The organism is Sphingomonas sp. SFZ2018-12, assembly GCF_022496715.1.
In the GTDB taxonomy this organism is placed as follows: Bacteria; Pseudomonadota; Alphaproteobacteria; order Sphingomonadales; family Sphingomonadaceae; genus Sphingomonas.
Map to the genome: position 1 here is coordinate 129,266 of NZ_WTFM01000003.1, position 20,365 is coordinate 149,630.

A 20,365-nucleotide genomic window follows, 5' to 3' on the forward strand; every position below is an offset into this window, starting at 1 on the left:
ATCGCCACAATCCTGGTCGATACGTCCGGCGACAGCGGGGGTAGCCGATGATTTTCGCGATGCTGTGGATCCAGGCGCTTCCCGCCCTCCCCGCTCGCCAGACCCCGCCGGCGCCGCGGCTGACCGAAACGCCCGGCGATTGCGCGGCCGCCCCCGGCGATGACATCGTCATATGCCGCCGGCGCGACGACGCCCGCTACCGATTGGCACCGCTGCCCGACACCTGGGTCCGATCCGACCGCGCCGAAGCCGACCTCGCCGGCGGCAAGCTGTCGGTGGAGGCGGAGCAGGGACGTTACGATCCGCGCCTGATGCTCCGCTTCAAGCTACCGTTCTGACCGCACCGCGCGGCCGAAGGATCAGGGCCGAAGGATCAGGACACCGTCGCCGTCGGTGCCCCGCCCCGCCCGCGCAGCGCCTCTGCGCTGATGCCGACATCCTTGATCGCGCGGCTGCCGTCGCCGAGCGGCGCGACCTGCGATCCGTTGATCGTGACGGTCAGCTGATCGGGCCGGCCGACATTGATCATCGGCCGGTCCGCGTTCATCGGTACGTCATAGCGTTCGCCGGGTGCCAGCGTCTTCATCACCAGCGTCTCGTTGCTGGCATCATAGACACGGACCCACACCTCTTCCTTGGCGGTCAGCGTCACCTGCCCGGCAGAGGTCGGCGCGGCGGCGGCCGCGACGGCGGCATCGGGACGCGCGCTCACGCCCCCCGCCGACGCCGCAGGTGCCGGTTGCGGCGCGATGCCCAGGTCGCGTTCGACGCGCGCCTGTTCGGCGACCGGCGCCTCGCCCGGTGCGAACATGCCGGGGGCATAGATCAGCCCGACCGCCACGATGGCGACGATCGCCACCACCAGCGCGCCGATCGCCAGTGCCGCCGACGGCACCCGGCGCGGCTCGCGAAATTCCTCGGCGACGCGCGGCGGATCGCGGTGATAGCTGCCGGCCAGCTCGCGGCGCAGTTCGCGCGACAGCTCGACATCGTCGACGCCGACCGCGCGGGCATAGGCGCGGCAAAACCCCATGACATAGGTGATCGACGGCAGGCTCGAATAGCTCGATGTCTCGATCGCATCGAGGTGGCGTTGCGGGATCCGGGTGCGCGCCGCGATCTCGGCCAGATCGAGACCCTGGGCGACGCGGGCGTCGCGCAGCCGTTCGCCGACGGTTTTCGGAAAAAGTTGCGGGTCGCCCATGACTTCGGCTTCGCCCATCCCGGTCTCTCCAGCGAAAGCGTGGGCGCGACCTCCCCGCTTTCGTGCCTATGGGGTTTCCCCGACCCGACCCGCGCTGTCAACGCCGCATCGGGGCGGATCGTCTGAAATCAGGCGATTTCCACGGCATTTGCGGTCGCCCAGGCAAGCAGCGGCTCGCGCAGGCTACGCGGCGGGTGCGCGAGCAGCCGGTCCATCTCCGCGGTCAGCGCGGCGCGGTCGAGCGATCGGATCATCGCCTTGACCGGCCCGACCGCGGCCGGGGTGATCGACAGCCGGTCGATGCCGATGCCGATCAGCGCCATCGCCTCCAGCGGCCGGCCGCCCATTTCGCCGCACACCGCCACCGGCTTGCCCGCCGCGCGTGCCTCGCCCGCCACGCGGCGCAGGAAGCGCAGGATCGCCGGGCTCAGCCAGTCATAGCGCAACGCCAGCTTGGGATGCGCGCGGTCGGCCGCGAACAGGAACTGGGTCAGGTCGTTGGTGCCGATCGACAGAAAATCGAGCCGCGGCAGCAGCATGTCGAGCACGTCGGCCAGTGCCGGCACCTCCAGCATCGCGCCATAGCGGATTTCGGTCGGCAATTTGCGCCCGCGCGCGCCCAGCCATTCGCGCTGCGCCTCGAACAGCGCGCGCGCCTCTTCATATTCCCAGGGTTCGGACACCATCGGGAACATGACGTTGAGCTGGCGGCCCGACGCGGCTTCGATCAGCGCGCGCGCCTGCGCCTTCATCAGCCCGCCGCGGTCGAGCGCCAGGCGCAGCGCGCGCCAGCCCATCGCGGGGTTTTCCTCTTCATTGCCCTCGTCATGGTTGAGGTACGGCAGCGCCTTGTCGCCGCCGACGTCGACGGTGCGGAAAATCACCGGCCGGTCGCCCGCCGCGTCGAGCACGTCGCGATACAGGCGCTGCTGACGCTCGCGCTGCGGCAGGGTCGCGGAGACCAGGAACTGGAACTCGGTGCGGAACAGGCCGATGCCATCCGCGCCGGTCAGGTCGAGTGCGGCGACATCGTCGCGCAAGCCGGCATTGACCATCAGCGTGACGCGATGCGCGTCGCGCGTTACCGGCGGCTCGTTCTTCAGCGCGGCAAAGGCGGCACGACGCTTCTGGCTCGCCGCCAGCTTGGCCGCGAACGCCTCGTCCATCGCCGCCGACGGGCGCACGACCAGCGTTTCGCCGGTCACGTCGAGCAGGATGCGGTCGCCCTCCGCGATCAGCCGCCGCACGTCGCGCACGCGGCCCAGCACCGGCACCCCCATCGCGCGGGCGACGATGGTGACGTGCGCGGTCAGCGATCCTTCCTCCAGCACCACGCCCTTCAGCCGCCGGCGGTCATATTCGAGCAGCTCGGCCGGGCCCAGGTTGCGCGCGATCAGGATCGAATCCTGGCGCAGGCCCATCTGCGCGGCGGTGCCCAGCTGGCCCGACACGATCCGCAGCAACCGGTTGGACAGGTCCTCTAGGTCGTGCATCCGGTCGCGCAGCAGCGGGTCGTCGATCTGGCGCATCCGCATCCGGGTGCGCTGCTGGACGCGCTCGATCGCGGCCTCCGCGGTCAGGCCGCTGTCGATCGCCTCGTTGATCCGCCGCGACCAGCCCTCGTCATAGGCGAACATCTTGTAGGTCTCGATGACCTCCTCATGCTCGCCCGCGCCGCCGAACTCGGCCTGGCTCGTCATGCGGTCGATCTGCTCGCGCATCTTGTCGAATGCGGCATAGACGCGGTGGCGCTCCGCCTCGACATCCTCGGCGACGGTGTGTTCGATGGTGATGCGCGGTTGATGGAACACCGCGACGCCCGCCGCCATCCCCTCGACCAGCTTGAAACCGGGCACGCGCATCGTCGCGGTCGACTGCGGGCGCGCCGCATCGCTCGCCGCCCCGTCGATCAGGCCGGCATTGGCGATCAGTTCGGACAATACCATCGCCACCGTCTGCAACGCCTCGATCTCGACATCGTCGTACCGGCGCGGGTCGACATGCTGCACCGCCAGCACCCCGACCGCACGCTCACGGCGGATGATCGGCACGCCGGCGAAGCTGTGAAACCGCTCCTCGCCCGTTTCCGGACGATAGGCGAAATCGGGATGCGCCGTCGCCTCATCAAGGTTCAGCGTTTCCACATTCTTGGCAATCGTGCCGACCAGCCCTTCGCCCAGCGTCATCTTGGTGACGTGCACCGCCGCCTCCGACAGGCCGCGCGTCGCGAACAGCTCGAGCACGCCGTCGCGCAGCAGGTAGATCGAGCAGACCTCGCTATCCAGCGCCTCGCCGATGATGTTGACGACCGCGTTCAGCTTGCTCTGCGCGGGCGTGCGCGCCGCCATCACATCATGAAGGCGGGTCAGGATCTCGCGGGCGGAGGCGGCAGCGGAAAAGGGCATGGGACAGGGCTAACAGATTGCGGGGCAACGCGCCAAGGGTGCCGCCACGCCGCGCGCAGCGAAGGGGTTCGGCGCGCGGCGCTCAGAGCGCGCGGATCAACCGGGCGGCGACCGCCAGCCACGGGGGGTCGGCGATCACCTGCTGGCGCTGACCCGTGCCGAGCGGGATGAGGTGCAGCCTGCCGCCATCCCGCGCGATCAGCCGCCCGAACAGGAACCGGCCCGCCGCGCGCGGCACGAGCACGTCGCGGTTGAGCGCGGCGTCGAAGCCTTCGGGTGCCAGGCGGCGGCACCACAGCTCGTCGCCCGCGCGATAGTCGCCCATCCCCACCGCGACGCGCAACGCGACCATCTCGGGTTCGGGGCGCGGCGGCACCGCCACCTCGGCGCGCCGGGGCGCGACCGCCCCGCCCGCTTCCAGCCACGCCGCGACCGGCACGTCGGCGCGATCGGGCAACCGGACCAGGTCCGCCGCCTCGACCTCGAGCGCGCGGGCGATCCGGTTGAGCCACGCGACTGACACGGTGCGGGTGCCGGTCTCCAGCCGGCCGATCGTCTGCGCCGTCGTCGGCGGCACGCAACGCTGCGCGACTTCGTCGAGCGTCAGCCCCTTGGCGCGGCGGACCTCGCGGATCGAACTGATCATCTCGCCCCTCCATTTAACCAGATCGGTTTCTCTCTGTCCTACAATCGAGCGATAATGGCAATAGAGCCGCATCGGGTTTCGAGGAGGCGAGGATGCGCGAACTGATCGACCGGCCCCTTGACGCGCAGCGGCCGTCAGGGCGTCAAGTTTGTGTCAACTTAGCCGAATCGCCGCTCACCTGGCTGCGTGCGCGCGGCCATGTCGATGCCCGCCAGTTCGAGGCGGGCGAGCGGCTGCGCGCCGATTATGAGCGCGCGCATCTCGCCCCCAGCATCACCATGCGGTGGGATGCGGCCGCCGCGTCGCGCGGGCGACGCGGCCCCGACCGGGGGCTCGATCCGGGCGCGGCGCAGATCGCGGCCAGGCAGCGTTTCGATGCGGCGATCGCGGCAACCGGGCGCGGGCTCAGCGACATTTTGTGGCGCGTCGTCTGCGCGGGCGAAGGGATGAGCCACGCCGAACGCGCGCTCGGCTGGCCGGCGCGCGCGGGCAAGCTGGTGCTCGGCCTCGCGCTCGACCGGCTCGCCGATCACTATCGCCTGCCCTGACCGCATCGCGCGGCGGTTTCGCCGGCCCGCGCGATCGGCTATCCGGGGGCGCATGCGGCTGCGCTTCATCAAATGCCATGGCTCGGGCAACGACTTCCCGCTGATCGACGCGCGCGATCTGGCGCTCACCGATACGCAATGGGCGGTGGTCGCGCGCGCGCTGTCCGATCGCGGCGGACCGGTCGGCAGCGACGGGCTGCTGCTGCTCACCGGCGATGCCGCGACGGGCGAACGGCCGGGCATGCGGATGTTCAACCCCGACGGCAGCGAGGCCGAAACCTGCCTCAACGGCCTGCGCTGCACCGCGCGGCTGGCGTTCGAGGTCGGCGGGCAGGCCGAAATGATGATGCACCTCAAGACCAGTACCGCCGATGTCCGCCGCGTCGACCCGATCGCCCCCGGCGTCGTCACGGTCGAAACGCGGGTCGGCCCCGTATCGACGCGCAGCCGCGACGTCGGGCTGACCCATGGCGTCGACCATGTCGTATTCGCGACCATCCCCGGCCTGCCGAGCCTGCGCCGCTTCACCGCCGTCGCCATGCCCAACCCGCACCTGATCAGCTTTGTCGACACCGTCGACGAGGAGGAGCTGGTCGCGCTCGGCGACTGGTGCGAGTCCGCGCCGCCGCTCATTCCCGGCCGCGCCAATGTCAGCTTCGTCGAGCTGCGCGGCCGCGACCTCTATGTCCGCACCTATGAACGCGGTGTCGGTCTGACCAACAGCTGCGGCAGCGCGATGGCGGCGTCGACGTTCGCCGCCGCGCTCAACGGCCGGGTCGCCTTCGACCGCTGGCTGACCGTCTTCAACCGCGGCGGCATGGTGGGCGCGATGGCCAGTGCGCCGCATGGCCCGAGCGCGGACCCGGCGGCCGGGGCTTCGGCGTCGGTGCCCGCGAACATGGTCGCGATCCGCGGCAATGCGACCTTCGAATTCGACGCCGAGGTCGAGGTCGATCTCGACACCGGTGCGCTCGGCGCCTTCCACATCGTCAACCGCCGCGACGACGAAGTCCTCGCCTGGACCGACGCGGTCGCGGCCCTGAGCACGGTCGATCAGCCACGAACAGGACAGAGCCGATCATGGACATCGGAATGATCTGGGTCGAACCGCCGCAACGTCGTGGTCCGCCTCAACCTGATAGGGGCACCCGGTTTCGGCCTGTGCGGGGCATCGGGGCATCTGCGCGTCTGCGCACAGTCCAGAATTGGCCAGCCTCGCCTTTTCGACTTCTGAAGGGAATCGTAGGTGTCGCAGCGGGGCTGCCGCCTCGTGCGATCATGCGGGGAAACGCCAGGCCATTGTCCTGTCGCCCCTTTGCGGTGATGCTGGGCGGGGCATTGGCAATCGCGGGCTGTGCCACCCACGCCGGCAGGCCGGATCCGGTCGAACCGCTGACGCTCGACCTGACCCGCACCGCGGAGCGGGAGGTCATGGCGCGCTATCGCCTGCGCGCGCCGACGACGGCGCTGCACTTTCCGCAGGCGCTGGGCGGTTATCGGGCCGATGCGTGGCGCGCCGCGGATCCCGGTTTCCGATGGGTGGATGAGGGCGATGGCGAGCGGGTGGAGCGCATCGACGGGCGGCCGTTCCGCACGGTCGCGTTCGCCATTGCCATCGATTATCGCGCGCTGCCGAAAAGCTATGCGCCCTTTTCGCCGTTCAGCCAGGGCGGCGCGCTCGTGCATTCGGGGCAGTTCCACGCGTGTCTCGCCGCCCCGTGCGAACAGCCGGCGCCCCTGTCCGTCCGCGTCGACGCGCCCGGCGCGACGATCGGCGTCGAGGGGCGTCGCACGCCGGCGCGCGAACGCTTCGTCAGCCGCGACGAGGGCACGAACATCTTCATCGGCACGCTGCAGCCGGTGGACGCCGATGGTTTCGTCGCGATCATCGATCCCGGCCTGCCGCCTGCCACGCGTCAGCATCTCGACCGCTCGCTTCCCGACGCGATCCGGGGCTTTGCCGCGATCTATGGTCCGCTGTCCTTCAAGCCGGAACTCTATGTGTCGATCGACGACACGCCGGAGAAGAACGGCCGGATTTCGACCCAGGGCGGCACCCTGCCGCGGCAGATTTTCATGCACTTCGATGGCGAGAATGCCAGGGAACGGGTGGCGGCGGGCGACGCACTGTGGCTGGACTGGTTTTTTGCCCATGAGGCCGCGCACCTGTTCCAGCAGGACAAGTTCGGCAAGCTGGTCGGCGACGATCAGGTGGGATGGATGCACGAAGGCGGCGCGGATGCGCTGGCTGCGCTGGCCATGGCCGCGCGGGGACCGGCAGCGCGCGCCTATGTGCTGAGCCGCGAACAGGCGGCGGAAAAGGCCTGTGCCGACGGTGTTGCGGTCACGGCGCTGCCCAAGGCGAAGGGCGAAGGTAAGTTCGACCTGCATTATCAATGTGGGCTGATCATCTGGCTCGCGCTCGATCAGGCGTTGCGGCGCGGCGGCAAGGATGGCCTGCACGACCTCAATCGCGCTCTGTTCGCGGCGGTGCGCGGCGGACAGCCATGGGGCGAGCCGCTCCTGTTCGAGACTGCGCGCCAGCTCGGCGTCGCACCGTCGTTGCTGGCCCAGATCGCGCGGCTGACACAGGGCAGCTCAACCGACGCGGTCGATGCCGTCAGCATGCTGGGGCCGGTCGGCGCGCAATCGCTGCAACCCTAGCCCCGAAGCGCCCCGGGGTCCCGCTGTCGGCCCGTGCCGTTGGCGTTCAGAGCGCCCGTTGCGGCAGCGACGCGCCGGTGAGCGCCCTGGCCACCAGGATTACAAGCTCTGCCGGATCGAACGGTTTCTTGATATAGGCCGAGGCGCCGGTTTCAAAGGCGAGCCGGGCGTGCCAGTCGCTGGTCCGGCTGGTCAACATGATCACCGGAAGCGATTTCAGCATGTGGTCGCCGCGAATGTCGCGAAGCACGACCATCCCCGCCTTTCCCGGAAGATTGCAGTCGAGAATGACAAGGTCGGTCGTCGCGCCATAGATCGATTCCAGCGCGTCGTCGCCATCGTGCACGACATCGACGCGATACCCGGCGGCACCCAGCGTTGCCGCCACGATGTCGCAGGTGATCGGATCATCGTCGATCACGACGATCCGCTTTGCCGCCAGTTTGACGGGTGCGCTCAATGCCAACGTCGGCTCCTTTCAAGCAGGCTGTTCACCCTAGCGAGCAGGAGCGGCATGTCGAAGGGTTTGGTGACATAGTCATTGGCACCTTCGTACCGGGCGATCGACTGGTCGGCCGCGCCGCGCCGCCCGGTCAGCATGATCACCGGCACCTCCACCAGCGTCTGCGACACGCGCATCTGCCGCAGGATCGTGATGCCGGTCATCTTCGGCAGGTTGCAGTCGAGGATCGCCAGGTGCGGCGGGCGCCACAGCATGGCGTCCCACGCGCTTTGGCCGTCGACCAGCCAGCCGACGGCATGGCCGGCGGCGCCGAGCGCGTCGGACACCATCCTGCCGAGGATCTCGTCGTCCTCCGCGAGGATCAATCGCGCCATGTCAGCTGCTTTCCGCCGTCAGCGCGCGCGTGATCGCGCCCGCCAGCTCGGTCGCGGTGACCGGCTTTTCCAGGACGTCCGCGGCCCCATAAGCCCGCATGATCTGGTGATGGGCGTCCCAGCGCGGCGCGGAGACGATGATGACCGGGATCGGCGGATGGCGCGACTGCAACCGGTTGCGCAGGGTCAGTTCGGAAAGCCCTTCCAGCCCGCAATCGAGCAGCACGATGTCGGGCTGGCTGGCGGACAATCCATCCCGCGCCGCACTGGCGTTTTCAAACATCGTCGCTCCGTGCCCCATGCCATGCAGCATCGCGCACAGCGATTCCGCGAACACCGGGTCGTCGTCGACCACGAATATGGCCAGTCGGTCGGGCATCATCCCGCATGGCGCAAGTCGTCCAGGCCGGTGCGGATGATCAGGTGGCGGCTCGCCGGGTCGCCCGCGTCGCGAAGCGCGTTCTCCAGCGCCGCCGCCGCGTCGCCCAGCGCGGGCTCGCCGAACATGCCGGCGGTGCCCGCAAGCTTGTGCAACAAATCAATCACCCGAAGATAATCGTCGTCGCCGCCCGCGCCCGATTGGCCGAGCGATGCGATCATGTCCAGCGTCTCGTCGCGTCGTTGCACGTAACGCTGCTCCAGACTGACATGTTGCGCCTCCACCAGCGGGGGCGAGGCCGCAACGTCGGAAAAAGACCTCACGTCCAGATATTGATCAATTAACTGCTTCAGGTCAGGGGTGCGAACCGGCTTGCTGAGGTGCGCCTGCATGCCTGCGGCGAGACAGGCGGCCACGTCCTCGGCATAGGCGTTGGCCGTCAGCGCCACGATCGGCAGGCTCCCGGCGTCGAACCCTTCCGCGCGCAAGCGACGCGTGGCTTCAAGCCCGTCCATGACCGGCATCTGGATGTCCATCAGCACGAGGTCGTAGGGCCGGCCCGCATCTGCCGCCTCGCGGACCATTGCCACCGCCCTGGCACCGTCGCCCGCAATCGCGACATCGAATGCGAGCTGCCGGGCGATTCCCTGAATCAGCGCCTGGTTGATGTCGTAATCCTCCGCGACCAGAATGCGCGGCCGGCGGGGGGGCGAGAGTGGTGACGCGGTCGGCGGCTCCGCGCCGACCGTCCAGTCGGCCGCCGCCGGTGCCTGCGCGACTCGCAGCGGCAGGAAAACCGAGAAAATGGCGCCCTTGCCCAGCTCGCTCTGCACGGTGATGCGCCCGCCCATCATCGCGACGAGCTGCGTGCTGATCGACAGACCCAGGCCCGTTCCCCCGAACTTGCGGACGATCGAACCATCGGCCTGGCTGAACTTTTCGAAAATCGTCCCGACCCGATCGGGCGGAATGCCGATGCCGGTATCCGCGACGTCGATCCGCAATTCATCGCCCGACGGCGCCCGGGCCACCGTCACGTCGACATGGACGTGCCCGTGTTCGGTGAACTTGACCGCGTTGCCGACCAGGTTGAGCACGACCTGGCGAACGCGAAGCGGGTCCCCGATCACGAAACGCGGGACCGCGTCGTCAACGGTACAGCGCAGCGCCACGCCCTTGGCCCTGGCGATCGGCTCCATCAGCTGAAGCGCCGCGCGCAGCTTGTGCCGGATACCGATCGGCTCGTCGGCGAGCTGCATCTGGCCCGCCTCGATCTTCGAGATATCGAGGATGTCGTTCAGCAGCCGCATCATCGCACGTCCGGATTCGGCGATCAGGTTGACGTGGCGGCGCTGCTCGTCATCGAGCGGGGTTGCGGCGAGCAGTTCGGTGAACCCGATCACGCCGTTCATCGGCGTGCGGATCTCGTGGCTCATATTCGCGAGGAACGACGATTTGGCGTTTGCGGCGTCCTCCGCCTGCCGACGGGCGGCGACGAGCTGCGCCTCGATCGCCTTCGTCTTCGACACGTCGCGGATCGATGCAATGATCTCGACGGGCCGGCCGGTTTCGGGGTCCTGCACCGCGGCGCAGTTTGCCTCCATCCAGCGATAGCGCGTGCGGTCGGTCGGCGCGGCCGAACGAAATGCGATGAGCACCTGCTTCATGTCGCCCGCGACGAGCGCGGCGAAGGCGTTGCGGACCTGTGCGTCCTCATCGGGATGGAAATCGGCGAGCAGATTGGCGCCGACCAGCGCATCAGCGGGAACTTCGAACAGGGTCGCCGACGACGGCGACGCGTAAAGGCAGGTCCCGTCGAGCGACAGGCGCACGACGGCGTCGGTGACGTTGTCGGTGATGAGGGTGAGTTGCTGGTCGCGTTCGGCCAGCGCGGCGAGCGCGGCCTTCTGGCTCGTCACGTCAAGGTTGACGCCGATGAACCCGATGACGTCGCCCTTGTCGTCGACCTCCGGCCGGCCGACCGTGTCGACCCAGACGATCGATCCGTCGGGCTTGCGCCAGCGGAATTCCTCCCGGAACACGGTGCGTTCGCTGACCGCCTCGCGCCAGGCCGCACTGACTCGATCGCGATCGTCTGGGTGGAGCGCGGCGGCCCAGCCGTCGCCCTGCCAGTCGCCGTCGCCCAGTCCGGTCAGTCCCAGCCAGGCCTGGTTGACATAGGTGCAGCTGCCGGCTGCATCGGTCCGGAAAATCCCCGCAGGCGCGAGGTTGGCCAGCGTCTGGAAGCGCAGCTCGCTCGCACGAAGCTGCTCGATCGCGCGCTTTTGTTCGGTCACGTCGACCGCGGCCCCGAAATAGCCGATGACCCGCTCGTCTTCATCGAACTGCGCGGCGTTGTACGTTTCCATCCAGAGGCTGGTCCCGTCGGCGGCCCTGAATTCGATCATCCGGCGACGCATCATCCCCGGCTTGAAATTGCGGAAAGGCGGGTCTTCGCGCAGCGGCCGCAGGTCGGCAACCGCCTCCATCCACCCGTTGCCCAGCATCTCTTCGACCGACTTGCCGAGCTTCGCCGCCCAGGACGGGTTGATATAGGTCAGCGCCCCGGCGCTGTTTGCGCGGAAGATGCCGACCGGCGCGGATTCGGCCAGCATCCGGAAACGCGCCTCGCTGTCGGCGAGCGCGCGTTCCTGCAGGACGGCCTCGGTCACGTTGCGGATATTGCCCGTCGTGCCGATGAAGTTGCCCTGCGCATCGGCAAGCCGGCGGATGCTGACCTCGATATGCGCGAGCTCGCCGGATCGGCGAAAGAAGCGTTGGCGGAACGTCGCTTCGGACAGCTTGCCCGATGCGAAGTCGGGATAGACCGTGGCGGTCATCGCCCGATCGTCGGGGTGCAGCAGTCGGGTGGTCCGCCAGCCCAGGCTTTCGGCGACGGTATAGCCGGTCAGCGCCTCCCACGCCGGGTTGAGGAAAATCCACCGGCCCTGCGCGTCGGTCTTGAAGATGACTTCGCGCATATTGTCGAGCATGGAGCGGTTGAGTTCCTCGCTCTGGGTAAGCGCGCGGGCGATCGCGGCGCGGCCCGCCAGCGCAACGGCGACGGGCAGGCTCATGCCGAAGTTGACGACCAGGAAGCCCTGAAGCGTGTGCAGCCGCGCGGCCACGTCCCCCTTGACGAGCGTGATGGGGCCGGATCCCGACCATGTCGCAATGCTGGCGATCACCGCCACCATCAGCGTCGCGGCCGCGGCCCCCAGCCCGCCCAGGCGGAAGGCGGCCAACAATACGACCGGCGTGGCGACGTAGAGCAGCGGAAAACGCGACTGGGCGAAGACCCCGACGACGACAAGGAAGCCGCCCGACATGACCAGGAACCATTCGACCAGCCGTTCGCGCGAAACCGGCGCGCGGTCGTTCCAGGCGTCGATCGCGACCCAGATCGACGGCGCGAGCAGCAGCAGCCCCAGCGCGTCGGTCAGCGCCCAGGTGATCCAGAATTCATAGGCCAGCACGCCCTGCCCCAGCACCATCGCGGCGACGAAGCCGGCAAAGGCCGGCGCGACCAGGCCGCCGAAGAGCGTGAAGGCCATGAGGTCCGAGAATTTGCTCATGTCCGGACGCGCACGGCCGGCGTGGCGCATCAGGATGGTGACCGACATGATCTCGATCGTGTTGACCGCGCTCAGCCCGATCGCCCGCGACAGCATGTCGCCCGCGAGCAGGTTCGCAAGCACATTGGCGGCGAATGCCGTTGTATTCAGCAGCAGATCGGGCCGATCGCGACGAAGCAACAGTGCGACCAGCACCGCGTTGGGCAGCCAGACGGCGGCGATGCGGCTGGAATCGCGGGTCAGCGCGACACCGAGATAGGCCAGCACGCCGAACAGCAGGGTGACGCCCGTGACATAAGCGACGCGCGACAAATGCCGCCGCGCCTCCGGGTTGTGCGTGTCGGCTTGCATCATGACGCGTTCTTTCAACGATGGCCCGGCCCGGCCGGATCGAAGGTCACATCGCCTCCGCCCGCCGCACACTCGGGGACATGATCGTCGCGCGGCCAGACGGCAAGCCCGTCCGCTTCCGCCCTGATCCGCTGAAGGACCTGACGCCCGGAAAGGACCGGCATCATCGCGTCCAGGACGAGCATGTCGAGCGGTTCGTCCGCGAGAGCATCGATTGCAGCCTGGCCGTCAGCAACCGTCAGCACATGGTGACCGGCGGCTTCGAGTTTGAAGCTGACCAGATCCTTCAACAAGGGATCGTCGTCGGCCATGATGATGTACGCCATCCTTCAATCTCTTTGCGCGCGAAGGCGAAAGATGAGCAAACATCGTTAATTTTTGGTCAAACCAGCCGGCAAAAGCGCCAATTCATGCGGGTTCCGCGACGCTTGGCGGGCCGGCTGTCGAGGGCGGTCAGCCGCGTCGCGCACCGATGCACGTAACCCGTTCGATCTTCACGCGTTCGGCGTCGCTCAGTCGGTGGACTCGCGGTCGCTGAGCAGGCTGGTCAGGCCGAGATCGGCGGTCACGTTGCTCACCGTATAGGCCATGTCGGGAATGGCATCGACCGCGAGCATCAGCGGCAGCAGCTCGATCGGCACGCCTGCGGCAATGGCCGGCGGGGCATAGGCGGCGAAGAAGGTGATCTGATTGGGCAGGCCCGCGATCGTCAGCGTATTGACCACCGCCAGCGCGCCGATCACCGCCAGCTGCGCCCAGCCCAGCGTCACGCCGTTCAGATGCGCGAGCGCGAGCGCGACGACGACGATCGATGCGGGCGCGGCGATGCGGAACAGCGCGACCGCCATCGGCAGCACCATGCCCGACTGCGCCGGCGCCAGCCCGAGCGTGCGCGCGCCCGCCAGCATCGCGGGCAACGCGGCAAGCGAGGATTGTGTGGTGAAGGCAACCGCCTGGGCCGGGGCGACGGCGCGCGCAAAGCCGGCCAGCGACCCGCGCCGCGCCAGCGCCACGGCGGCATAGACGATCAGCATCAGCGCGAGCGTCGTGACGATCTGAACCAGCACATACCAGCCGAGCGCGGCACCCACGCCGAACCCGGTGCGCGCGGCGACGACGAAGGCGAGCGCGAAGACGCCGAGCGGTGCCAGGAGCAGCACCCAGCGCACGATCACCAGCATCGCGTCGACCACGCCCGCCAGCACATCGCCGATCGCCCGGGCACGCGCCGCATCGATCCGTCCGAGTGCGAAGGCGAAGAACAGGGCAAAGATCACCACGGGCACGATCGCGCCCTGCGCCGCCGCGCCGATCGGGTTGGCGGGAATCATCGCGCGCAGCGTGTCGGCGGTGGCGGGCAAGGCGGGCATCGCCTGAGCGGGCGGGCCGAGCGGGGCGGCGAGCCGCCAGCCGCTGAACAGCAGTTCGCCCATCACCAGCCCGACCACCGCCGAAACCGCCAGCAGCGCGACGAAGCTGAGCAGCGCGCGCCGGGTGATCGCGGCGCCACCCTGGCGCAGCGTCTGGCCGATGCCGGTCACGATCAGGCCGAAGACCAGCGGAACGACCGTCATGCGCAGCGCATCCAGCCAGATACCCCCGACGAGCTGGGCGGCGGGGATGAACCGGCTCGCCGGCCCGGCCAGGATGCCGAGCACGAGCCCGGCGAGAACGCCGGCCAGGATGCGCAGGGTCGGGCCGGTCATGCGTCAGGCATAGGCGGCGGCATGCGTGCCCATCACCTGGGCCGCGAACCGCTCCATCTCCTCCGCCTGCGGGCTCATCTGGAGGAGCAGCAGGTCGAGCCCGGCTGCCTCATATTCGGCGATGCGCTCCTTCAGCTGCTCGGGCGTGCCGACCAGATTGGGGCGCAGGCCGCGATTCGACACCGAATATTCCTGAATCTTCATTTCGCGCTCGAGCTGGGTGCCCGACAGCCACTGGTCGAAATTGTCATAGCCCGCGGGCAGGTCGCTGACCGTGGTGATCCGCTCCAGCTCGCGCTTCGCTTCCGCCTCGCTGTCGCGGACGATGGCATAGGCAGCCATGCCATATTGCATCGGCGGCTTGCCCAGCGCCTCGCGCCGGGCGGCCATGTCGGCGATCTTGGGCGCGACCGCGTCGACGGGATCACCATGCATGACATAGGCGTCGCATTGCGCGGCGATCAGCGCCTTGGCCGCGGGGCTTTCGCCGCCGGCATAGGTGACGGGCTTGCGCACCGGCTTGGGCGCGCACACCGCGTTTTCGGTGGTGTAGAATTGGCCGGCGAAGCTGAACTCCTCCTCGCGCCACAGCCCCTCGACTACCTTCAGCCATTCGCTGGTGCGCGCATAGCGATCGTCGTGCTGGTCGAATTGCAGGCCGTAGCGTTTGGCCTCGTCCGCCCACCAGGACGACACGACATTGAGCGCCAGCCGGCCCCCGGCGATCTGGTCGATGTTGGCCGCTGCCTTTGCAAACAATGCCGGCTGGTGGAAATTGGGGCGCACCGCGACCATCAGCTCGAGCCGCTCGGTCACCGCCGCCAGCGCCGCCGCGGTCGACCAGGCATCGAGCGTCGGCGCGCCCGGCCCCTTGATATCGTTCATGTTGAGCTCGGCGATCAGCGTCAGGTCATAGCCCCAGCGTTCCGCGTCCTGCGTCAGCCGGCGGGTATAGTCCCAGCTCGCCTCCATCCCCTCGTCGGCGATATTGCGCAGCCACCCGCCGAACACCGGCATCCAAAATCCATAGCGCATCAGCGCACCTCCTCGATCCCCGACGCGCGCATGCGCGTTTCGTCCAGCCACCGCGCGATGCGGTCGACCAGCCGGTCGTGCGGGTCCCAGCCCAGCACGTCTTGCGGCTTCGCGACGAAATTCGACAATGCGTTGACATCGTAGAAGCGCGGGCATCCGTCGCGATCGTCGATCATCACCTCGACCCCGCCCAGATCGAGCGATGCGGCGCGCGCGATCGCCTCGACGGCATCGCGCAAAGCGCGGTCGGGCTCGACCGCGACCATGGTGATCGCGCTGCCCGGCACCTGGCACGCATCGGCCGGGCATAGGTCGAACGCGCCGCCGCCCGCGACCTCGATCGCATAGAGATAGGCGCGGTCGAGCGTCTCGATCCGCGTGATCGTGCCGCCGCGCGCGGGCACGTAATCCTGGACGAGCAGCACGCCGTCGATGCTGGTCGGCAGCGTTGCGTCGGCAACTGCGGCGCGCACTTCGTCCAGGCTGTCGAAACGGGCGATTCCTGCCCCTGCCCCGCCGATATTCGCCTTGACCACCAGCGGAAACCCGATCGCTTCGGCGGCGGCCGGCACGTCGGCGGCGCGGTGGACGACGCGCGTCGCAGGAATCGCCAGCCCGAGCGATGCGATCAGCGCGAGCTGACGCGCCTTCGACGTGTCGACCGCGAGCGCGGCCGTACCGTTCAACACGCGCGCGCCGGCAAGCTCCCACTGGGCGAACAGCGACTGCGCCCAGAAGATCGGATGCTCGGCCTCCCGCAGGAACGCCGACATCGCCAGCCGGCTGAGCACCAGCGGCGCCGGCGGCGCAGGATCGGCGGGGTCGAACGCGGTACCCGGCTTCAGCGCGCGATAGGCGATGCCGCGCCGGTCGAGCGCGGCGAACAGCGGGACGAACCATTGGGGATGTTCGTAGAGGATGGCGAGGTCAGCGGTCATGATGGCACGCGTCATGCCGCGCACGGCCCGGGTTGGAAAGCGCGACGCGCTTGTCGCCCGCCAAGCAAAGCTTGGGCCGGAACGATCGGCGGTTGCGGCCGGGGCGCGGCGACGGCATGGGCAGGGGATGGCGAAGCTGCGCGTCGATCAACTGCTGGTGGAGCGCGGACTGGCGGAAAGCCGCACGCGCGCGCAGGCGCTGGTGATGGCGGGCCTCGTCTTCGCGGGCGATCGCAAGGTCGACAAGCCGGGCCAGCAGCTGGCCGGGGACGCGGCGCTGAGCGTCCGGGGGCGCGACCATCCCTGGGTCTCGCGCGGCGGCATCAAGCTCGCCCATGCGCTCGACCATTTCGGCTGGGACGTGGCGGGTACGGTCGCGATCGATGTCGGGTCGTCGACGGGCGGCTTCACCGACGTGCTGCTGAGCCGCGGCGCGGCGCGCGTCTATGCGGTCGATTCGGGCACCAACCAGCTGGCGTGGAAACTGCGCCAGGACCCGCGCGTCGTCGTGCACGAACAGACGAGCGCCCGCATCCTCACCCCCGCCCACATCCCCGAGCCGGTCGACCTGGTGGTGTGCGACGCCAGCTTCATCGCGCTCGAAAAGGTGCTGGCGGTGCCGATCGGCTTCGTGCGGCCCGGCGGGCGGCTGGTCGCGCTGATCAAGCCGCAGTTCGAGGCGGGGCGCGATGAGGTCGGCAAGGGCGGCGTGGTGCGCGACCCCGCCGTCCATGCGCGCGTGTGCGACGCGGTCGACGCGTGGCTGACGGCGGCGGGCTGGACGGTCGCGGGGCTGACGACGAGCCCGATCACCGGGCCGGAGGGCAATGTCGAATTTCTGATCGCCGCAAGCCTGCCCGCAGCAATCGCGGACCCCAATCGGGACGCGAAGGGCTGACAACCCTCTTGCGTTCACGCCCAACATCGCCACAACCCGGCGCGTCCCTGTTGCGTTGCGGTACATCTGAACAAAGGAACGGGTGAAGGGCGGCGAATGAGTGAAATAGCGTCCAAGGGTCAGTTGCGGATGTCGTTCCTGCGCTGGGCGATGGTCACCGTACCGCTGGTGCTCCTGCTCGGCCTGATCGCGGGACGGCTGGTGCCGGCCGGATCGGAAAGCGCCTGGTATGCGGCACTGGCAAAACCCGCGGGCACGCCCCCCGACTATGCCTTTCCGATCGCATGGACGACCATCTACGTCTGCAGCGGGCTGGCGCTGGCGATGATCCTGCATGCGCGCGGCGCACGTGGCCGGGGTGCGGCGATTGCGCTGTTCGTCGTCCAGATGATCGCCAACATGGCCTGGACGACGGTGTTTTTCGGCTTTCACCAGATTTTCGGCGCGCTCGTCCTGCTCATCGTCATCCTGTTGCTGGTGATCGCGACCGCGCTGGCGTTCGGCCGCATCCGCAGCGCCGCGGCTTGGCTGCTCCTCCCCTATATGGTCTGGGTCAGCTATGCTGCGGTGATCCAGTTCCAGATCTGGCAGCTCAATCCGGACGGCGGCGCCCTTGTCCCCGCCGCCCCCGCCACCCAAATCGAGCTCTGAGAGCGAAAAGGAACCCCGCATGCAATCCGAGAACCGCCTGTTCGACGACTTCGTCAAGTTCGTGAACGGTGCCGCCGGCACGGTCGCCGGAATGGCGCGCGAAGGCGAAAGCGCCGCACGCGAACGCGCCCGCGAATGGATCGGCGGGCTCGACTTCGTCAGCCGTGACGAGTTCGAGGCGGTCAAGGCGATGGCCGCCGCCGCGCGTGACGAGGTCGACGCGTTGAAGGCCCGTCTCGACGCGCTGGAGGCGAAGCCGGCGGGCAAGGCCAAGCCCTGACCCCCGGCACCCACAGGTTGTCCACAGATTTTTGCACCGGCGCGGCTGCCGCTGCTTGTTCCTCGCTTTGCCGGTTGGCAACCATGCGCGCGCCGGGACGCGGCGCGGGAGATGAAACGGATGCTTGACGAAGCGGAGTATGAACGCGACGCCGCGCCGATCGACATGCTCGAAAACTATTTCGGCGCGCATGGCTGGAGCTATGAGCGCGAGGACGAGGAGATCGTCGCCAAGGTCAAGGGCAGCTGGACCGAGTTCGAGCTGCGCGCGATCTGGCGCGAGGAAGACGGCGTCCTGCAGTTCCTGGCCTTTCCCGACATCCGCGTGTCCGACGAGCGCCGCGCGGCGCTGTACGAGGCGATCGGGCTGGTCAACGAACAGCTGTGGATCGGCCATTTCGAGCTGTGGTCGTCGAGCGGCATCCTGCTGTTCCGGCACGCCGCAATGATCGATGCGGGCGACGGCGGCGTGATGACGCTGGCCCAGGCCGAATTGCTGGTGGAAAGCGCGATCGACGAATGCGAACGCTTCTATCCCGTGTTCCAGTTCGTGCTGTGGGGCGGCAAGTCGCCCAAGGAAGCCATCGCCGCATCGATGATCGAGACCCAGGGCGAGGCGTGAGGCCCTATCAACCGCTGCCCGCCGCCGGGCCGAACCGGCTGCTGATGATCGGGTGCGGCAATATGGGCGGTGCGATGCTGGCGCGCTGGATCGCGGCCGGCACGATCGATCCGGCCAGGGTGTGGGTGGTCGATCCCGGCAGCCCGCAACTGCCCGAAGGCGTGCGGCTTGCCGCGGCGATCGCCGACGCCCCTGCTGCGGACGCCGTCCTGCTCGCGGTCAAGCCACAGCAGTTGACGGCCGCGCGCGATGGCGGGCTCGACCGGCTGGCACCGCACCTGTTGATCTCCATCCTCGCGGGCGTCGATGCGGCGACGCTGGCCGGAGTCAGCCACGCCGCGCATGTCGTGCGCGCGATGCCCAACCTGCCCGTCGCGATCGGACAGGGCGTGGTCGGGCTGTACAGCGCGACTGCCACCGATGCCATCCGCGCGACCGCGACCGCGTTGATGACGCCGCTGGGGCTGGCCGAGTGGATCGCGGACGAAACACTGTTCGACGCGGTGACCGCGCTGTCGGGCAGCGGCCCCGGCTTCACCTATCGCTTCATCGACGCCCTGGCGCAGGCCGGCGCGGCCCTGGGGCTGGACGCCGACCAGGCATTGCGGCTGGCGCGTGCGACCGTGGCGGGTTCGGCCGCGCTCGCCCAGGCATCGCCCGACACCCCCGCGACGCTCGCCGACCGGGTGGCGAGCCCGGGCGGGTCGACGCGCGAAGGGCTGAACATCCTCGACCGCGACGATGCGCTGCGCCGCCTGCTCGTCGAGACGCTGGCGGCGGCCGAGCGCCGCAACGCCGAACTCGCTGCCGCCGCGCGCGCCTGAACCTGCCCCTCGCCCGGCAGAACGGTGCGATGGAACTTCGCACGACGATGCGGGGTTAGTCGGTCAGGTTTGAGATCATGGAGGCGATGATGGCGACGACGATCGAACGCGATCCCCAGGGACGTTTTGTCAGCAACAACGACGATGCGGTGAGCCCCGCGTCGAGCAATCGCAACTTCGGCGTGCTCGCGGGTGCGGTCGGGGCCGGCGCAGCGCTGGGCGTGCTGGCGATGCTCGGCCGCAAGGCGGCGGTACAGGCCCCCACCGCCCTTGCCGGCGACTGGGCAGAGGCGCTGGCCGCCGAGCACAAGGCGGTCCTGAAAATCTTCGACGCAATCGAGGCGACAGCGGAGAATGCGACGGGCCGGCGGACGATGTTGCTGACGCAACTGAAGCACGCGCTGACCAAGCATGCGATCGAGGAAGAGAACGTCATCTATCCCGCGCTGCGCGATGCGGGTCGCCGTGACGAGGCCGATGCGCTCAACAAGGAGCATGGCGACGTCAAACACTATCTCTATCAGCTCGACCAGACGCCGAAGAACGCGACCGAGTGGCTGGCGATCGTCCGCCGTTTCCGCGCCGATATCGAACGGCACATGACCGAAGAGGAAACCGAGCTGTTCCCGGCGCTGCGCGCGCAGCTGTCCGAGGAAAAGAACAAGGCGCTCAAGGCGGCGATGAACAAGGAAGGCTTCAAGGTCGCTTGAGCTCCGGCGTCCTTGCAGGGTCGGGAGACCGCCGCCCGGACGGGCCGCACGGTCTCCCGACTTCGCGCTGACACCGCCGGCGCGTTGATCGAA

At 68.7% G+C, this 20,365-nt stretch carries 21 protein-coding genes; 10 read left to right on the forward strand and 11 right to left on the reverse strand.

The features are described from left to right. The first annotated feature begins 47 nt into the window (after positions 1–47). Entirely contained in the window at positions 48–338 is a 291-nt protein-coding gene (locus GO308_RS14055) for a hypothetical protein (RefSeq protein ID WP_066477727.1), read from the forward strand. Between the two features lie 35 nt (positions 339–373). On the opposite strand, the gene GO308_RS14060 is transcribed toward GO308_RS14055, so the two are convergent. From GO308_RS14060 to GO308_RS14070, 3 genes are all read right to left on the reverse strand, one after another. Next, complete coding sequence (locus GO308_RS14060) at positions 374–1,222, reverse strand: helix-turn-helix domain-containing protein (RefSeq protein ID WP_240885887.1); 849 nt, start codon at positions 1,220–1,222, stop codon at positions 374–376. A gap of 110 nt (positions 1,223–1,332) precedes the next feature. Continuing rightward, positions 1,333–3,609, reverse strand: coding sequence for a phosphoenolpyruvate--protein phosphotransferase (ptsP, locus tag GO308_RS14065; protein WP_066477733.1), 2,277 nt, complete (start codon positions 3,607–3,609; stop codon positions 1,333–1,335). Between the two features lie 82 nt (positions 3,610–3,691). After that, positions 3,692–4,255 (reverse strand): helix-turn-helix transcriptional regulator, encoded by a 564-nt coding sequence (locus tag GO308_RS14070; RefSeq protein WP_240885889.1) that lies wholly within the window; start codon positions 4,253–4,255, stop codon positions 3,692–3,694. 92 nt (positions 4,256–4,347) lie between these two features. Here GO308_RS14070 and GO308_RS14075 point away from each other — a divergent pair, with 92 nt between their 5' ends. From GO308_RS14075 to GO308_RS14085, 3 genes are all read left to right on the forward strand, one after another. Continuing rightward, positions 4,348–4,803 carry a DUF6456 domain-containing protein gene (locus tag GO308_RS14075; protein WP_066477741.1) on the forward strand — a complete coding sequence of 152 codons (456 nt, stop codon included), beginning with the start codon at positions 4,348–4,350 and terminating at the stop codon, positions 4,801–4,803. Between the two features lie 52 nt (positions 4,804–4,855). Further along, positions 4,856–5,899, forward strand: a complete 1,044-nt coding sequence (gene dapF / locus GO308_RS14080) for a diaminopimelate epimerase (protein ID WP_240885890.1) — start codon at positions 4,856–4,858, stop codon at positions 5,897–5,899. A gap of 203 nt (positions 5,900–6,102) precedes the next feature. Next, positions 6,103–7,467: a hypothetical protein gene (locus GO308_RS14085; protein ID WP_240885891.1), complete on the forward strand. Its 1,365-nt coding sequence runs from the start codon at positions 6,103–6,105 to the stop codon at positions 7,465–7,467. A gap of 46 nt (positions 7,468–7,513) precedes the next feature. Here the strand turns inward: GO308_RS14085 and GO308_RS14090 are convergent, their stop codons facing one another. The 8 genes from GO308_RS14090 to GO308_RS14125 form a co-directional block, all read right to left on the reverse strand. Further along, positions 7,514–7,927, reverse strand: a complete 414-nt coding sequence (locus GO308_RS14090) for a response regulator transcription factor (protein WP_240885892.1) — start codon at positions 7,925–7,927, stop codon at positions 7,514–7,516. Then, positions 7,924–8,304 carry a response regulator transcription factor gene (locus GO308_RS14095; RefSeq protein ID WP_066477750.1) on the reverse strand — a complete coding sequence of 127 codons (381 nt, stop codon included), beginning with the start codon at positions 8,302–8,304 and terminating at the stop codon, positions 7,924–7,926. Before GO308_RS14095 ends, GO308_RS14090 begins: the two co-directional genes overlap by 4 nt. 1 nt (position 8,305) lies before the next feature. Then, complete coding sequence (locus GO308_RS14100) at positions 8,306–8,683, reverse strand: response regulator (RefSeq protein ID WP_240885893.1); 378 nt, start codon at positions 8,681–8,683, stop codon at positions 8,306–8,308. After that, the gene (locus GO308_RS14105; RefSeq protein ID WP_240885894.1) at positions 8,683–12,612 is read right to left on the reverse strand and encodes a PAS domain S-box protein; all 3,930 of its coding nucleotides are present in this window, start codon (positions 12,610–12,612) and stop codon (positions 8,683–8,685) included. The genes GO308_RS14100 and GO308_RS14105 overlap by 1 nt, the downstream gene beginning before the upstream one ends. Positions 12,613–12,623: 11 nt before the next feature. Next, positions 12,624–12,920: a response regulator gene (locus GO308_RS14110; protein WP_240885895.1), complete on the reverse strand. Its 297-nt coding sequence runs from the start codon at positions 12,918–12,920 to the stop codon at positions 12,624–12,626. Between the two features lie 201 nt (positions 12,921–13,121). Continuing rightward, a complete protein-coding gene (locus GO308_RS14115) occupies positions 13,122–14,315 on the reverse strand; it encodes a cation:dicarboxylase symporter family transporter (protein WP_240885896.1) in 1,194 nt (397 codons plus the stop codon). A gap of 3 nt (positions 14,316–14,318) precedes the next feature. Then, positions 14,319–15,350, reverse strand: a complete 1,032-nt coding sequence (locus GO308_RS14120) for an LLM class flavin-dependent oxidoreductase (protein WP_240885897.1) — start codon at positions 15,348–15,350, stop codon at positions 14,319–14,321. Beyond that, positions 15,350–16,303, reverse strand: a complete 954-nt coding sequence (locus tag GO308_RS14125; RefSeq protein WP_240885898.1) for an alpha-L-glutamate ligase — start codon at positions 16,301–16,303, stop codon at positions 15,350–15,352. The genes GO308_RS14120 and GO308_RS14125 overlap by 1 nt, the downstream gene beginning before the upstream one ends. Before the next feature lie 112 nt (positions 16,304–16,415). On the opposite strand from GO308_RS14125, the gene GO308_RS14130 reads away from it, so the two are divergent. The 6 genes from GO308_RS14130 to GO308_RS14155 all read left to right on the forward strand — a co-directional run bounded on the left by GO308_RS14130 (position 16,416) and on the right by GO308_RS14155 (position 20,272). Then, positions 16,416–17,186 (forward strand): TlyA family RNA methyltransferase, encoded by a 771-nt coding sequence (locus tag GO308_RS14130; RefSeq protein WP_066477767.1) that lies wholly within the window; start codon positions 16,416–16,418, stop codon positions 17,184–17,186. A gap of 96 nt (positions 17,187–17,282) precedes the next feature. Continuing rightward, on the forward strand, positions 17,283–17,837 hold the full coding sequence (locus GO308_RS14135; RefSeq protein WP_066672695.1) for a TspO/MBR family protein: 555 nt from the start codon (positions 17,283–17,285) through the stop codon (positions 17,835–17,837). Positions 17,838–17,856: 19 nt separating this feature from the next. Then, entirely contained in the window at positions 17,857–18,117 is a 261-nt protein-coding gene (locus GO308_RS14140) for an accessory factor UbiK family protein (protein ID WP_066477777.1), read from the forward strand. A 120-nt stretch (positions 18,118–18,237) separates the two neighbouring features. Further along, positions 18,238–18,738: a YbjN domain-containing protein gene (locus GO308_RS14145; RefSeq protein WP_066478001.1), complete on the forward strand. Its 501-nt coding sequence runs from the start codon at positions 18,238–18,240 to the stop codon at positions 18,736–18,738. 44 nt (positions 18,739–18,782) lie between these two features. Continuing rightward, a complete protein-coding gene (proC, locus tag GO308_RS14150; RefSeq protein WP_276616591.1) occupies positions 18,783–19,562 on the forward strand; it encodes a pyrroline-5-carboxylate reductase in 780 nt (259 codons plus the stop codon). An 89-nt stretch (positions 19,563–19,651) separates the two neighbouring features. Next, the gene (locus tag GO308_RS14155) at positions 19,652–20,272 is read left to right on the forward strand and encodes a hemerythrin domain-containing protein (RefSeq protein WP_066478008.1); all 621 of its coding nucleotides are present in this window, start codon (positions 19,652–19,654) and stop codon (positions 20,270–20,272) included. Positions 20,273–20,365 lie beyond the last annotated feature (93 nt).